The organism is Streptomyces sp. B1I3 (genome assembly GCF_030816615.1).
Lineage (GTDB): Bacteria > Actinomycetota > Actinomycetes > Streptomycetales > Streptomycetaceae > Streptomyces.
Window position 1 is genome coordinate 6,609,261 of sequence record NZ_JAUSYD010000001.1, and the last position, 15,238, is coordinate 6,624,498.

Here is a 15,238-nt window from a genome sequence, read left to right on the forward strand (position 1 = left end):
TGGGGTGGCATAGGCTTCCTGCGTGGAGCCCGACCTCTTTACCGCAGCCGCCGAAGACCGCCAGGAGAAGGATCCGTCCGGCAGCCCCCTGGCTGTCCGGATGCGTCCTCGCACGCTGGACGAGGTGGTCGGCCAGCAGCACCTGCTCAAGCCGGGCTCGCCGCTGCGCCGACTCGTCGGGGAGGCCGGAGGAGGGCCCGCGGGCCCCTCCTCCGTGATCCTCTGGGGGCCGCCCGGTACGGGCAAGACGACCCTGGCGTACGTGGTCAGCAAGGCCACCGACAAGCGCTTCGTCGAGCTCTCCGCCATCACCGCGGGCGTGAAGGAGGTGCGGGCCGTCATCGAGGGCGCCCGCCGCGCCACCGGGGGGTTCGGCAAGGAGACGGTCCTCTTCCTCGACGAGATCCACCGCTTCTCCAAGGCCCAGCAGGACTCGCTGCTGCCCGCCGTGGAGAACCGCTGGGTGACCCTCATCGCGGCCACCACGGAGAATCCGTACTTCTCGATCATCTCACCGCTGCTCTCGCGCTCCCTGCTCCTCACCCTGGAACCGCTCACCGACGAGGATCTGCGCGCCCTGCTGCGCCGGGCCCTGACCGACGGGCGCGGCCTGGGCGGCGCGGTCACACTGCCCGAGGCCGCCGAGGCCCACCTGCTGCGGATCGCGGGCGGCGACGCCCGCCGTGCGCTGACCGCACTGGAGGCGGCGGCCGGCGCGGCCCTCGCCAAGCACGAGCCGGAGGTCACGCTGGCGACGCTCGAGGAGACCGTCGACCGCGCCGCGGTGAAGTACGACCGGGACGGCGACCAGCATTACGACGTGGCGAGCGCCCTGATCAAATCGATCCGGGGGTCGGACGTGGACGCCGCCCTGCACTATCTGGCCCGGATGATCGAGGCGGGGGAGGACCCGCGTTTCATCGCCCGGCGGCTGATGATCTCCGCCAGTGAGGACATCGGCCTCGCCGACCCGACCGCGCTGCCCACGGCGGTGGCCGCGGCCCAGGCGGTGGCGATGATCGGCTTTCCCGAGGCGGCGCTCACCCTCAGCCACGCCACCATCGCGCTGGCCCTGGCCCCGAAGTCCAACGCCGCCACCCTGGCGATCTCGGCCGCGCAGGACGATGTGCGCAGAGGGCTCGCGGGCCCGGTCCCGGCGCATCTGCGCGACGGCCACTACAAGGGTGCGGCGAAGCTGGGCCATGCCCAGGGCTACATCTACCCGCACGACGTGCCCGGCGGCATCGCCGCCCAGGAGTACGCCCCGGACGCCGTCCGCGGCAGGCGCTACTACGAACCCACGCGCTACGGCGCGGAGGCGCGGTACGCCGATGTGGCCGACCGGGTCCGCGAGCGGCTCGGCCGCGGCGAAGCGGGCGGTACGGCACCGTCCTGACCGCCCCCGCTCAGCAGGACGCCGCTTCGAAGAGCGCAGGGCCGACCTCTTCGGCGCCCCACAGATCCTCCACGGACACTTCGGCGATCTCCGGCCTCAGCACCGACCGGCCCGGCCCCGCCCAACCCGGGACGCGGGTGAGCCGGCCGGCGATGCGGGCCCGGCCACGGACCGTGCGGTACGGAGACGGGGGCGACATCGGTGATCTCCAGCACAGCGGCCCGGCCATCGCCCTGCGCGTGGCTCGCGGCCCGTACGAGCGGGGAATCGGCGGGGCAACCGAGGAGCAGATCGCCTTCGGACCCACTGTCCTGCTGTCCGGCATCGACCGGTCCTGGGGGCTCACCACCAGGCCTGGTACGAGCAGTGCGGCGGAGCAGGTACTCTGTACGAGAGTTCGTGTGCGTTCGGCTGCTGACGGCAACCGAACGTTTTCAAGCCCGCTGGGACGCGGCTGACCACGATCAGATCGGCCTTCCGTCGTAGCGGCGCCTTTTCAGATGCGCCGCCGCTGTCTGTGCTGTCCGTGACGTGTGTGGTGTTCCCAGGGCGAGACATGCGATCTCCTTGAGTAAGGTAAAAAACCTACAACGGAGGTCTGGAGAACGTGCCTAACCAGTCGCGTCCCAAGGTCAAGAAGTCGCGTGCCCTCGGCATCGCCCTGACGCCGAAGGCTGTCAAGTACTTCGAAGCCCGCCCCTACCCGCCGGGCGAGCACGGCCGTGGCCGCAAGCAGAACTCGGACTACAAGGTCCGTCTGCTCGAGAAGCAGCGTCTGCGTGCGCAGTACGACATCAGCGAGCGCCAGATGGCGCGTGCCTACGACCGAGCCAAGAAGGCCGGCGGCAAGACGGGCGAGGCGCTGGTCGTCGAGCTCGAGCGTCGTCTCGACGCCCTGGTCCTGCGTTCGGGCATCGCCCGCACCATCTACCAGGCCCGCCAGATGGTCGTCCACGGCCACATCGAGGTCAACGGTGGCAAGGTCGACAAGCCGTCGTTCCGCGTCCGTCCCGACGACGTCGTGATGGTCCGCGAGCGCAGCCGCTCCAAGGTCCCCTTCCAGGTGGCCCGCGAGGGTGGTTACGACACCGACGGTGAGACCCCGCGCTACCTCCAGGTGAACCTGAAGGCCCTGGCCTTCCGCCTGGACCGGGACCCCAACCGCAAGGAAATCCCGGTCATCTGCGACGAGCAGCTCGTCGTCGAGTACTACGCCCGCTGATCCAGGCGTAGCGCTCAGCCGAGCTCGGGCCCGCCCCTCCCTGTCGTCCGGGAGGCGGCGGGCCTTCGCGTCTTCCCGGCGGCCCCACCGTGCGGCTCCTCGGCGGCCGGCCTGCCGAGCGCCCGCGCCACCGCGGCCCTCATGTCCAGCAGGGCCCCCGAGCGCCGCTCCGCCTCGTACCGCGCATCGCCGAGATCCGCACGGGCCCGCTCCTCGCACCGGGCCCGGGGCCCGCCGTAGTGGGCCGAGCCGAAGACGGGCAGGCCCACCGAGGGCCAGATCCGCTCCGCGGCCCCCTGCAGGACCGCCGCCTCCGCCGCGTCGCCCTCGACCGACGTGAGCAGGGCCAGCAGTTCCAGCGAGAGCACCGTGCCGAGCAGGTCGTGGAAGGCGTGCGCGATGGACAGCGCCTCACCGAGCATGCGCCGGGCGTGCCCGTGCCGCCCGCGCGCCAGCGCCGCGTACGCCAGGACGTACAGGCAGTAGGCCAGAGCCCACCGCTCACCGTGGTCCTCGCAGACCCCGCGGACCTCCTCGCAGATCTCCGCCGCCCCGTCGAGGTCCCCGCGGAAGGCCACCGCCATCGCCAGCTCGACCTGCGCCATGAGCACGTTGCTGTTCAGCTCTCCGATCGCCCGGTAGCGGGCCAGGGCGTCGTGGAACAGATCCTCGGCGCGCGCCGGATCGTCCGTGACGAGCGCGAGGCAGCCCGTGCGGTGGACCGCGTAGGCGACGGCGGACGCGTCCCCGGAGAGTTCCCCCTCCTCCCGGCACTCCCGCAGGGCCGACATCGCACCGGCCGGGTCCCCCTGCAGCACGGCGACGTACCCGAGCACCCACAGGGCCTTGAGCCGCGACGGATCGTACGCGGACTCCTCCTCCAGTACATGGTCGAGCCAGTGGCGGCCCTCCGAGAGCCGGCCGCAGCCCACCCAGTAGAACCAGAGCGTGCCCGCCAGGTACTGGGCGAGATGGACCTCGTCGGCGCTCTCCATCGAGCACTCCATGGCCCGGCGCAGATTGGGCAGTTCGCTGTCGATACGCGCCGCGACCTCCGCCTGCCTCGGGCCGAACCAGTCGAGCTCGCACCAGGTGGCGAGCCCCAGGAACCAGTCGCGGTGCCTGCGCCGCAGCCGGCGGGTGTCCCCGGTGGCGTTCAGCCACTCGGCGCCGTACTCCCGCACGGTGTCCAGCAGCCGGTAGCGGCTGCCGGCGCCCGAGTCCTCGCGCTCCACGACCGACTGGGCGATCAGCTCGTCGAGCACGTCCAGCACCGAGTCCGCCGGCAGGTCAGGACCGCTGCAGATGTACTCGACGGCCTCCAGGTCGAACTGCCCGGCGAACACCGAGAGCCGGGCCCACAGCAGCCGCTGCCCGGGAGCGCACAGCTCATGGCTCCAGCCGACGGCCGTGCGCAGCGTCTGGTGGCGCGGCAGCGCCCCCCGGCTGCCGCCCGTCAGCAGCCGGAACCTGTCGTCGAGCCGGCTCAGCACCTGTTCCACCGACAGGGCCCGCATCCGCCCCGCGGCCAGCTCCAGGGCGAGCGGGATCCCGTCCAGGCGCCGGCACAGCTCCCGGGCGGCGTCCCGGTTGCCGTCGTGCAGCCGGAAACCCCGGCTGCACCGTGCGGGCCCGCTGCGCGAAGAGCTCCATCGCGTCGTCGTCCGCCATCGTCGCCAGGGTGAAGGCGAGCTCACCGTCCACCCGCAGGGGACGGCGCCCGGCGGCGAGGACCTGGAGACCGGGGGCCCGGCGCAGCAGTTCCCGGACGAGTCCGGCGCAGGCGTCGATCAGGTGCTCGAAGCCGTCGATCACCAGGAGGAGCCGGCGCCCGGCGCAGTGTTCGACCAACGCGTCGCGGGGCGGCCTGCCGGTGTGGTCGGTCAGGCCCAGCGCCTCGACGAGGGCGTGCTCCACGAGTGCCGCATCATGGACGGTCGAGAGCTCGGCCATCCAGACCCCGTCGCAGTACCGTTTCTCCACGCGGGCCGCGATCCGGGCGACGAAACGGGTCTTGCCCACCCCGGCAACCCCCGACACCGTCAGGAGCCGGGACTCCCTCAGGAGCGAATCGGCTTCGCGGAGCTCGTCGTCGCGGCCCACGAACACGTTCAGTTCGGCCGGGAGATTGCCGTGGACGGCGGGGGACGGGGGCTCCGGGGCGCCGGACGCGGGGGAGGGGCGCTGAGGGCGTCGCATGAAACACGCAGAGTACTGGCACGTAAGCTCTCCGTACAATCTTGCTGCTTCCGGGGCCGCCCCGCCCGCGCGTAATGCGGTACGGCGGGTGACGCCCGGCGCGATAGGCTCGAGGAACGACGATCGGCCTGGGTGGCAGGACGCGCACGGCCGGTCGGGCAGGCCGGGACACGCCCCGGCCGGAGCGAGCGACGAGCAGAGAGCGGTGCACTGTGTCCGGTGGAGAGGTGGCCGGGATCCTGGTGGCCGTCTTCTGGGCGATCCTGGTCTCCTTCCTGGCCGTGGTGCTGGTGAGGCTGGCCCAGACGCTCAGGGCGACCACCGCGCTGGTGGCGGACGTGACCGAGCAGGCCGTGCCGCTGCTCGCCGACGCCTCCGCGACCCTGCGGTCCGCGCAGACCCAGCTCGACAAGGTCGATGCCATCGCGAGCGACGTGCAGGAGGTCACCTCCAACGCCTCCGCGCTCTCCACCACCGTCGCCTCCACCTTCGGCGGCCCGCTCGTGAAGGTGGCCGCGTTCGGCTACGGGGTGCGCCAGGCACTCGGCCGGCGCACCGCGCCCGAGCCGGAGCCGGACCGCCGCACCCCCCGCCGCACGGTGATCGTCGGCCGTACCGTGCCGTCCGCCCGCAGGAAGCGGAACGGCCGTAGCTCCCGCGGACAGAAGGACTGACGCAGCGATGTTCCGCCGTACGTTCTGGTTCACCGCCGGCGCAGCCGCCGGTGTCTGGGCCACCACCAAGGTCAACCGCAAGATCAGGCAGCTGACTCCGGAGAGCCTCGCGGCGCAGGCCGCCGACAAGGCGATCGAGGCGGGTCACAGGCTCAAGGACTTCGCGCTCGACGTGCGCGAGGGCATGGTCAGGCGCGAGGCCGAACTGGGCGGTGCGCTGGGCCTGCAGGCGCCGGTCGATCCCGAACTCCCGGCCGTTTCCCCGGTCGCCGTCGAAGCGGCCGAGACGCGCCGCGCCGCCACGTACCGCACGCTCCCCTACAACTCGGACAACCGGAATGAGGACCACTGATGGAGTCGGCTGAAATTCGCCGCCGCTGGCTGAGCTTCTTCGAGGAGCGCGGCCACACCGCCGTGCCTTCGGCGTCGCTCATCGCGGACGACCCGACTCTGCTGCTGGTCCCCGCGGGCATGGTCCCCTTCAAGCCCTACTTCCTCGGCGAGGTCAAGCCGCCCGCCCCGCGCGTCACCAGCGTGCAGAAGTGCGTCCGCACGCCGGACATCGAAGAGGTCGGCAAGACCACCCGGCACGGCACGTTCTTCCAGATGTGCGGCAACTTCTCCTTCGGCGACTACTTCAAGGAAGGCGCCATCCAGTTCGCCTGGGAGGCCCTCACGACCCCCGTGGCGGACGGCGGCTTCGGCCTCGACCCCGAGCGTCTGTGGATCACGGTCTACCTGGACGACGACGAGGCCGAACAGATCTGGCGCGAGAAGATCGGCGTCCCGGCCGAGCGCATCCAGCGCCTGGGCAAGAAGGACAACTTCTGGTCCATGGGCGTCCCCGGCCCCTGCGGCCCGTGCTCGGAGATCAACTACGACCGCGGCCCCGAGTTCGGTGCCGAGGGCGGCCCCGCCGTCAACGACGAGCGCTACGTGGAGATCTGGAACCTGGTCTTCATGCAGTACGAGCGCGGTGCCGGCGACGGCAAGGAGGACTTCCCGATCCTCGGGGACCTGCCGTCGAAGAACATCGACACCGGTCTCGGCCTCGAGCGCCTCGCCATGATCCTGCAGGACGTGCAGAACATGTACGAGACCGACACCCTGCGCGTCGTCATGGACAAGGCCACCGAGCTCACCGGTGTGCGCTACGGCGCCGAGCACGGATCCGACGTCTCCCTCCGCGTCGTCGCCGACCACATCCGCACCTCGGTGATGCTCATCGGCGACGGGGTCACCCCCGGCAACGAGGGCCGTGGCTACGTCCTGCGCCGCATCATGCGCCGCGCCATCCGCAACATGCGGCTGATGGGCGCCACCGGACCGGTCGTCCGCGAACTGGTCGACGTCGTCGTCGACACGATGGGGCAGCAGTACCCCGAGCTGATCACCGACCGCAAGCGCATCGAGACCGTGGCCCTCGCCGAGGAAGCCGCCTTCCTCAAGGCCCTCAAGGGCGGCACGAACATCCTCGACACCGCCGTCACCGAGACCAAGGCCTCTGGCGGCAAGGTCCTGGCCGGGGACAAGGCGTTCCTGCTCCACGACACCTGGGGCTTCCCGATCGACCTCACGCTGGAGATGGCCGCCGAACAGGGCCTCTCCGTCGACGAGGACGGCTTCCGCCGCCTGATGAAGGAGCAGCGGGAGCGCGCCAAGGCCGACGCCAAGGCCAAGAAGACCGGGCACGCCGACCTGTCCGCCTACCGTGAGGTCGCCGACAACTCGGGCGTCACCGAGTTCACCGGCTACACCTCCGTCGAGGGCGAGTCGAAGATCGTCGGACTGCTCGTCGACGGCGTGCCCTCGCCCGCCGCCACCGAGGGCGACGAGGTCGAGGTCGTCCTCGACCGCACCCCCTTCTACGCCGAGGGCGGCGGCCAGCTCGCCGACCAGGGCCGGATCAGGCTCGAGACCGGCGCAGTCATCCAGGTCCGCGACGTGCAGCAGCCCGTCCCGGGCGTCTCCGTCCACAAGGGCTCGGTCCAGGTCGGCGAGGTGACGGTCGGCGCCTCCGCCTTCGCCGCCATCGACAACACCCGCCGCCGCGCCATCGCCCGCGCCCACAGCGCCACGCACCTCACGCACCAGGCCCTGCGCGACGCCCTCGGCCCGACGGCCGCCCAGGCCGGTTCGGAGAACTCGCCAGGACGCTTCCGCTTCGACTTCGGTTCGCCCGCCGCCGTACCCGGCACGGTCCTGACCGACGTGGAGCAGAAGATCAACGAGGTCCTCTCCCGGGAGCTCGACGTCCAGGCCGAGGTCATGTCCATCGACGACGCCAAGAAGCAGGGCGCCATCGCGGAGTTCGGCGAGAAGTACGGCGAGCGGGTCCGCGTCGTCACCATCGGCGACTTCTCCAAGGAGCTGTGCGGCGGTACGCACGTCCGCAACACCTCCCAGCTGGGCCTGGTGAAGCTGCTCGGCGAGTCGTCCATCGGCTCCGGCGTGCGCCGCATCGAGGCCCTCGTCGGGGTCGACGCGTACAACTTCCTCGCCAAGGAGCACACGGTCGTCGCCCAGCTCCAGGAGCTCCTCAAGGGCCGTCCCGAAGAGCTCCCGGAGAAGATCTCCGGCATGCTCGGCAAGCTCAAGGACGCCGAGAAGGAGATCGAGAAGTTCCGCGCGGAGAAGGTCCTCCAGGCCGCCGCCGGACTCGTGGAGTCGGCCCGGGACGTCCGGGGCGTCGCCCTGGTCACCGGGCAGGTGCCCGACGGCACGTCGGCCGACGACCTGCGCAAGCTGGTCCTCGACGTGCGCGGGCGCATCCAGGGCGGCCGCCCGGCCGTCGTGGCCCTGTTCACCACGGCCAACGGCCGCCCGCTGACCGTCATCGCCACCAACGAGGCCGCCCGCGAGCGCGGCCTCAAGGCCGGTGACCTGGTCCGCACCGCAGCCAAGACCCTCGGTGGCGGTGGCGGCGGCAAGCCGGACGTCGCCCAGGGCGGCGGTCAGAACCCGGAGGCCATCGGCGACGCCGTCGCCGCAGTCGAACGCCTCGTCACCGAGACGGCGTGACGCCGGACATGCCGCGGATGCGGCGTGGACGCCGACTCGCGATCGACGTCGGGGACGCCCGTATCGGGGTCGCCTCGTGCGACCCCGACGGGATCCTCGCCACGCCGGTGGAGACCGTGCCGGGACGCGACGTCCCGGCCGCCCACCGGCGGCTCGGCCGACTCGTCGAGGAGTACGAGCCGATCGAGGTCATCGTCGGCCTGCCTCGCTCCCTCGGCGGCGGCGAAGGTCCTGCCGCCGTCAAGGTCCGGGCCTTCGCCCAGGTCTTCGCCCGCGCGATCGCACCGGTCCCCGTGCGTCTCGTGGACGAGAGGATGACCACAGTGACGGCCAGTCAAGGGCTGCGGGCCTCGGGCGTGAAGTCCAAGAAGGGCCGTTCTGTCATCGACCAGGCTGCCGCTGTGGTGATCCTCCAGAACGCTCTGGAGTCCGAACGGGCGTCAGGCACTGCGCCGGGCGAGGGCGTCGAAGTGGTTGTCTGATCGCGATACGGTAACGTTCCGCGCGATGCGCCGGTGTTCGAACAGGCACCGCACAGCTAAGCGAAGAGACGGAACGCGTCTCGCGGCTTTAGGGGATCGATGACTGAGTATGGCCGGGGCCCCGGCTCCGAACCGTGGCATCCCGAGGACCCGCTTTACGGGGACCAGGGATGGGGAGGCCGGCAGGCCGCCCACGACCCCGGCCAGGGCCAGTACGAAGGTCAGCAGCAGCCCTCCGCGCAGGACCCGTACGCCCAGCAGGGCTACCAGCAGGACCCGTACGCGCACCAGCAGCAGCACCAGCAGGATCCTTACGCGCAGCAGCACCAGCAGGACGACCCGTACGGCGGCGGGCAGCACCAGCAGGATCCGTACGCCGCCCAGGGCCATCAGCAGTACGGCACCCCGCACGACCCGTACGCCCAGCAGCCCCCTCGCCCGCAGTACGACGGCGGCTGGGACACCGGTCAGCAGCAGGCGATGCCGTACGAGCCGCAGCCCCCCTACGACAGCACCCAGGGTGGCTACGGCCGGCAGGCCGACTACTACGGCACCGCCGAGGCCTACCCGCCGCCGCAGCCCCCCGGCCGCCGCGAGCAGGCGCCCCAGCAGCCCGAGCAGTCCCAGCGCCAGGAGCACCCGCAGCAGAACCCGGACTGGGACCCGGACGTGCCGCAGGAGGAGACGCATCCTTTCTTCACCGGTGCGGACGAACCGGCCGGCACCCGTGACGCGCGAGGCCCCCGCTCCCGCGACGACGAGGACGAGAGCGACGGCGACCCGCGCGAACCCCGCAGGGGCGGCGGCGAGCGCCGGGGCAAGGGCAAGAAGAAGAGCCGCAACGGCTGCGCCTGCCTGGGCGTGGCCGTGGTGCTCGTCGGCGGCCTCGGCGGCTTGGCCTACGTCGGCTACTCGTACTACCAGAACCAGTTCGGCGAGGCCCCCGACTACGCGGGTGACGGCACGGGCTCGGTCGAGGTGGAGATCCCCGAGGGCGCGCTCGGGAACGAGATCGCGAACATCCTGAAGAAGGCCGGCGTCGTCAAATCGGCGGACGCCTTCATCTCGGCCCAGAACGGAAACAGCAGGGGCAAGTCCCTGCAGGCCGGCGTCTATCTCCTGAAGAAGGAGATGTCCGCCGACAGCGCCATCCAATTGATGCTGAACCCGAAGAGCCAGAACGGTCTGATGGTTCGTCCCGGTGCACGCAACGCCACCGTGTACGAGGACATCGACAAAAGGCTGGGCCTCAAAATCGGGACGACCGCGGGGGTCGCCGAGACGAATGCGGGCAGCCTCGGTCTTCCCGACTGGGCGGACAACGACCCGGTCATAAAGGATCCGCTGGAAGGCTTCCTCTACCCGGCCACCTATCCGGTCTCCAAGGGCACGAAGCCCGAGGCCGTGCTGAAGAAGATGGTCGGCCGGGCCAGTGCCGAGTACGAGAAGCTCGATCTGCAAGCAGCTGCCGAGAAGTACGACCTGGACGGTCCCTGGCAGGTGCTCACCGTCGCGAGCCTCGTCCAGGCCGAGGGTAAGACGCACGATGACTTCCGGAAGATGAGTGAGGTCGTCTACAACCGTCTCAAGCCCACCAACACCGAGACGAATCAGTTGCTGCAGTTCGACTCGACGTTCAATTACCTCAAGAAGCAGAGCAAGATCAATATCAGCGTGTCCGAGATCCACAAGAACAAGGACCCGTACAACACCTATACGCAGCGTGGCCTCACGCCTGGCCCCATCGGCAACCCGGGCACCGAGGCGCTGACGGCCGCACTGAATCCGACGGCGGACGGCTGGATCTACTTCGTGGCCACCGACGGGCAGCACAAGACCGAGTTCGCCAAGACCTACGACGACTTCCTGAAACTCAAGGACAAGTTCGATGCCCTCGAATGAGGCTCACAGGGCGGCCGTCCTCGGCTCACCCATCGCCCACTCCCTCTCCCCGGTCCTGCACCGGGCCGCGTACGCGAAGCTCGGCCTCGACGCCTGGTCGTACGGTCGGTTCGAGGTGGACGAGGCGGCGCTCCCCGGCTTCGTCGAGGGCCTGGACGCCTCCTGGGCCGGGCTCTCCCTGACGATGCCGCTCAAGCGGGCGGTCATCCCGCTGCTGGACGAGATCACCGGGGCCGCGGCCTCGGTCGAAGCGGTCAACACCGTAGTCCTCACCGAGGACGGCCGGAGGCTGGGCGACAACACCGACATCCCCGGCATGATCGCGGCCCTGCGGGAACGCGGCCTCGGCACGGTGGAGTCCGCCGCGGTCCTCGGCGCCGGCGCCACGGCCTCCTCGGCCCTGGCCGCCCTCTCGCAGATCTGCACGGGGCCGGTGACGACCTACGTGCGCAGCGCGGCCCGCGCCGACGAGATGCGCGGCTGGGGCGAGCGCCTCGGCGTCGACGTCCGGATCGCGGACTGGGCCACGGCTGACGAGGCGCTGCTCGCCCCCCTGGTGATCGCCACGACACCGGCCGGTGCGACGGACGCGCTGGCGGAGTCCGTACCCGACGCACCCGGCACCCTGTTCGACGTGCTGTACGAACCCTGGCCGACCGTCCTGGCCTCCCGCTGGTCGGCGACCGGGGCGAACGTCGTCGGAGGCCTCGACCTCCTGGTGCACCAGGCCGTCTTCCAGGTGGAACAGATGACCGGGCGCGACGCACCGCTCGCCGTCATGCGCGCGGCCGGCGAGCAGGCCCTCGCCGCACGGGCGCACTGAGGGTTCCCCGTCCGGTCCACCCGCCGCCGGAACGTCCGTCTGCTGGACCGGCGGCCGGTCCGCGCCCCGGTCGTGGGAGGATCGGGGGTGGCGGGCCAGGGCCGCGCACCCGGTCGCGCCGTTGGATTTCCAGGCGCGAGCATAGGAGCACCGTTGAGCAGGTTGCGCTGGCTGACCGCGGGGGAGTCGCACGGCCCCGCACTGGTGGCGACGCTGGAGGGTCTTCCCGCCGGTATCCCCGTCACCACGGAGATGGTGGCGGACGCGCTCGCCCGGCGACGGCTCGGTTACGGGCGCGGCGCGCGGATGAAGTTCGAGCGGGACGAGGTGACCTTCCTCGGCGGCGTCCGGCACGGGCGCACCATGGGCTCGCCCGTCGCCGTCATGGTGGGCAACACCGAGTGGCCCAAGTGGGAGCAGGTCATGTCGGCCGATCCGGTCGACCCGGACGTGCTCGCCGCCCTGGCCCGCAACGCCCCGCTGACCCGCCCCCGGCCAGGTCACGCCGACCTCGCCGGGATGCAGAAGTACGGCTTCGACGAGGCCCGGCCGATCCTGGAGCGCGCCAGCGCCCGGGAGACCGCGGCCCGCGTCGCGCTCGGTGCCGTCGCCCGCTCCTACCTCAAGGAGACCGCGGGCATCGAGATCGTCTCCCACGTCGTCGAGCTGGCAGCGGCCAAGGCGCCCTACGGCGTCTACCCGAAGCCCTCCGACGTCGAGCGGCTCGACGCCGACCCCGTGCGCTGCCTGGACGCCGACGCGTCCAAGGCGATGGTCGCGGAGATCGACCAGGCCCACAAGGACGGCGACACCCTCGGCGGAGTCGTCGAGGTGCTCGCCTACGGTGTGCCCGTCGGCCTCGGCTCGCACGTGCACTGGGACCGCCGCCTCGACGCCCGCCTCGCCGCCGCCCTGATGGGCATCCAGGCCATCAAGGGCGTCGAAGTCGGCGACGGCTTCGACCTGGCCCGGGTGCCGGGTTCGAAGGCGCACGACGAGATCGTCGCCACCGAGAACGGCATCAAGCGCACCTCCGGCCGCTCCGGCGGCACGGAAGGCGGTCTGACCACCGGCGAGCTGCTCCGCGTGCGCGCGGCGATGAAGCCCATCGCCACCGTGCCCCGCGCACTCGCCACGATCGACGTCGTCACGGGTGAGGCGGCCAAGGCCCACCACCAGCGCTCCGACGTCTGCGCCGTGCCCGCGGCCGGGATCGTGGCGGAGGCGATGGTCGCCCTGGTGCTGGCCGACGCGGTCGCGGAGAAGTTCGGCGGCGACAGCGTCGCCGAGACCCACCGCAACGTGCAGTCCTACCTCTCCCACCTCCAGATCCGGTGAGCGGCCCGCTGATCGTCCTCGTCGGCCCCATGGGGGTCGGGAAGTCCACGGTGGGCGAGCTGCTCGCCGAGCAGCTCGGCACCACGTACCGCGACACCGACGCGGACGTCGTGGCCATGGCGGGCAAGCCGATCTCCGAAATCTTCTTCGACGAGGGCGAGGAGCACTTCCGGGCCCTGGAGCGGCAGGCCGTACAGGACGCGATCGCCGAGCACGCGGGCGTCCTCGCGCTCGGCGGCGGCGCCGTCCTCGACGAGGCGACCCGTACCCTGCTCGCCGGCCACCAGGTGGTCTACCTCTCGATGGAGGTGGACGAGGCCGTCAGGCGGGTCGGGCTGAACACCGCCCGCCCGCTGCTGGCCGTCAACCCGCGGCGTCAGTGGCGCGAGCTCATGGACGCCAGGCGCCACCTCTACGAAGAGGTGGCCCGCGCGGTCGTCGCCACCGACGACCGCACTGCCGAAGAGGTCGCCCGGGCGATCCTCGACGTTACGGAACTGCCGGAGCGCACGGGCGAGCCCGCGCCGTCCGGCCGGGAGACCACACGCATGACCGAGCAGGGCACCACGCGCATCCAGATCGCCGGCACGGCAGGAACCGACCCGTACGAGGTGCTCGTCGGCCGCCGCCTCCTCGGCGAGCTGCCCAACCTCATCGGCGACCGCGCCAAGCGGGTCGCCGTCCTGCACCCCGAGGCGCTCGCCGAGACCGGTGAGGCGGTCCGTCAGGACCTCGCCGACCAGGGCTACGAGGCCATCGCGATCCAGCTGCCCAACGCGGAGGAGGCCAAGACCGTCGAGGTCGCCGCCTACTGCTGGAAGGCGCTCGGACAGACCGGGTTCACCCGCACCGACGTCATCGTCGGCGTCGGCGGGGGCGCCACCACCGACGTCGCCGGCTTCGTCGCCGCCTCCTGGCTGCGCGGGGTCCGCTGGATCGCCGTACCGACGACCGTGCTCGCCATGGTCGACGCCGCGGTCGGCGGCAAGACCGGCATCAACACCGCCGAGGGCAAGAACCTCGTCGGCGCCTTCCACCCGCCGGCCGGGGTGCTCTGCGACCTCGCCGCGCTCGACTCGCTGCCGGTCCACGACTACGTCTCCGGCATGGCCGAGATCATCAAGGCCGGCTTCATCGCCGACCCCGTCATCCTCGACCTCGTCGAGGCCGACCCGGAAGGCGCCCGTACGCCCGCCGGGCCGCACACCGCGGAGCTGATCGAGCGGTCCATCCGGGTCAAGGCCGAGGTCGTCTCCAGCGACCTCAAGGAGTCCGGCCCGAGGGAGATCCTCAACTACGGGCACACCCTCGCCCACGCCATCGAGAAGAACGAGCGCTACAAGTGGCGCCACGGCGCAGCCGTCTCGGTCGGCATGGTCTTCGCCGCCGAGCTCGGCCGGCTCGCGGGACGCCTCGACGACGCCACCGCCGACCGGCACCGCGCCGTCCTGGAGTCGGTCGGACTGCCGCTCACCTACCGCGGCGACCAGTGGCCCAAGCTGCTGGAGAACATGAAGATCGACAAGAAGTCACGCGGCGACCTGCTGCGCTTCATCGTCCTGGACGGCATCGGGAAGCCGACCGTGCTCGAGGGGCCCGACCCGGCGGTCCTGCTGGCCGCCTTCGGGGAGGTCTCCGCGTGAGCACCCGCAGGGTCTTCGTGCTCAACGGCCCCAACCTCGGGCGCCTGGGCTCCCGTGAGCCCGATGTCTACGGGGCGACCTCGTACGCCGGTCTCGTCGACACCTGCCGGACCCTCGGCAAGGAGCTCGGCTTCGACGTCGACGTCCGGGAGACCAACGACGAGGGCGAGCTGATCCGCTGGCTGCACGAGGCGGCGGACGGGGCGATCCCGGTCGTCCTCAACCCCGGTGCGTTCACGCACTACTCGTACGGCATGCGGGACGCGGCAGCCCAGCGCACCGCCCCGCTGATCGAGGTGCACATCTCGAATCCGTACGCACGGGAGGAATTCCGCCACACCTCCGTGGTCGCTCCCGTGGCCACCGGCACCGTGGCAGGATTCGGCATCGGCTCCTACCGGCTCGCCCTGCGGGCGCTCGCCGGTGAACTGACGGACTGAGACCGGGCACTTCGCACCCTCCCCGGCCGTTCACCGCGTGGCGGCCGGGGAAGGTACGGTTGCCGTCGACCAGCGCCAGTTGCCTGCACGAGACGGAG

11 protein-coding genes and 2 pseudogenes are annotated in these 15,238 nt (G+C 71.3%); 11 read left to right on the forward strand and 2 right to left on the reverse strand.

Going from position 1 to position 15,238, the window contains the following annotated elements:
- Nucleotides 1-22 precede the first annotated feature (22 nt).
- Nucleotides 23-1,396: a replication-associated recombination protein A gene (locus QFZ58_RS30095; protein ID WP_307128032.1), complete on the forward strand. Its 1,374-nt coding sequence runs from the start codon at nt 23-25 to the stop codon at nt 1,394-1,396.
- A 16-nt stretch (nt 1,397-1,412) separates the two neighbouring features.
- On the opposite strand, the pseudogene QFZ58_RS30100 reads toward QFZ58_RS30095, so the two are convergent.
- Nucleotides 1,413-1,820 (reverse strand): annotated as a pseudogene (locus QFZ58_RS30100) (DUF2470 domain-containing protein); the annotation flags it as partial.
- Nucleotides 1,821-2,003: 183 nt separating this feature from the next.
- Between QFZ58_RS30100 and rpsD the strand changes: the two are divergent.
- Complete coding sequence (gene rpsD, locus QFZ58_RS30105) at nt 2,004-2,618, forward strand: 30S ribosomal protein S4 (RefSeq protein ID WP_185301908.1); 615 nt, start codon at nt 2,004-2,006, stop codon at nt 2,616-2,618.
- A 14-nt stretch (nt 2,619-2,632) separates the two neighbouring features.
- Here the strand turns inward: rpsD and QFZ58_RS30110 are convergent.
- A pseudogene (locus QFZ58_RS30110) lies at nt 2,633-4,817 on the reverse strand (AAA family ATPase).
- Between the two features lie 227 nt (nt 4,818-5,044).
- Here QFZ58_RS30110 and QFZ58_RS30115 point away from each other — a divergent pair.
- The 9 genes from QFZ58_RS30115 (at nt 5,045) to aroQ (ending at nt 15,140) form a co-directional block, all read left to right on the forward strand.
- Nucleotides 5,045-5,491, forward strand: coding sequence for a DUF948 domain-containing protein (locus tag QFZ58_RS30115; RefSeq protein ID WP_307129042.1), 447 nt, complete (start codon nt 5,045-5,047; stop codon nt 5,489-5,491).
- A gap of 7 nt (nt 5,492-5,498) precedes the next feature.
- Complete coding sequence (locus QFZ58_RS30120; protein WP_307128033.1) at nt 5,499-5,843, forward strand: DUF6167 family protein; 345 nt, start codon at nt 5,499-5,501, stop codon at nt 5,841-5,843.
- The gene (gene alaS, locus QFZ58_RS30125) at nt 5,843-8,512 is read left to right on the forward strand and encodes an alanine--tRNA ligase (protein WP_307128034.1); all 2,670 of its coding nucleotides are present in this window, start codon (nt 5,843-5,845) and stop codon (nt 8,510-8,512) included. The genes QFZ58_RS30120 and alaS overlap by 1 nt, the downstream gene beginning before the upstream one ends.
- 8 nt (nt 8,513-8,520) lie before the next feature.
- Nucleotides 8,521-8,994, forward strand: coding sequence for a Holliday junction resolvase RuvX (gene ruvX / locus QFZ58_RS30130; protein WP_307129043.1), 474 nt, complete (start codon nt 8,521-8,523; stop codon nt 8,992-8,994).
- A gap of 99 nt (nt 8,995-9,093) precedes the next feature.
- The gene (gene mltG, locus QFZ58_RS30135; protein WP_307128035.1) at nt 9,094-10,896 is read left to right on the forward strand and encodes an endolytic transglycosylase MltG; all 1,803 of its coding nucleotides are present in this window, start codon (nt 9,094-9,096) and stop codon (nt 10,894-10,896) included.
- On the forward strand, nt 10,883-11,719 hold the full coding sequence (locus QFZ58_RS30140) for a shikimate dehydrogenase (protein WP_307128036.1): 837 nt from the start codon (nt 10,883-10,885) through the stop codon (nt 11,717-11,719). The genes mltG and QFZ58_RS30140 overlap by 14 nt, the downstream gene beginning before the upstream one ends.
- Nucleotides 11,720-11,872: 153 nt before the next feature.
- On the forward strand, nt 11,873-13,057 hold the full coding sequence (gene aroC / locus QFZ58_RS30145; protein WP_307128037.1) for a chorismate synthase: 1,185 nt from the start codon (nt 11,873-11,875) through the stop codon (nt 13,055-13,057).
- Entirely contained in the window at nt 13,054-14,700 is a 1,647-nt protein-coding gene (gene aroB, locus QFZ58_RS30150) for a 3-dehydroquinate synthase (protein WP_307128038.1), read from the forward strand. Before aroC ends, aroB begins: the two co-directional genes overlap by 4 nt.
- Nucleotides 14,697-15,140: a type II 3-dehydroquinate dehydratase gene (aroQ, locus tag QFZ58_RS30155; protein WP_307128039.1), complete on the forward strand. Its 444-nt coding sequence runs from the start codon at nt 14,697-14,699 to the stop codon at nt 15,138-15,140. The genes aroB and aroQ overlap by 4 nt, the downstream gene beginning before the upstream one ends.
- Nucleotides 15,141-15,238 lie beyond the last annotated feature (98 nt).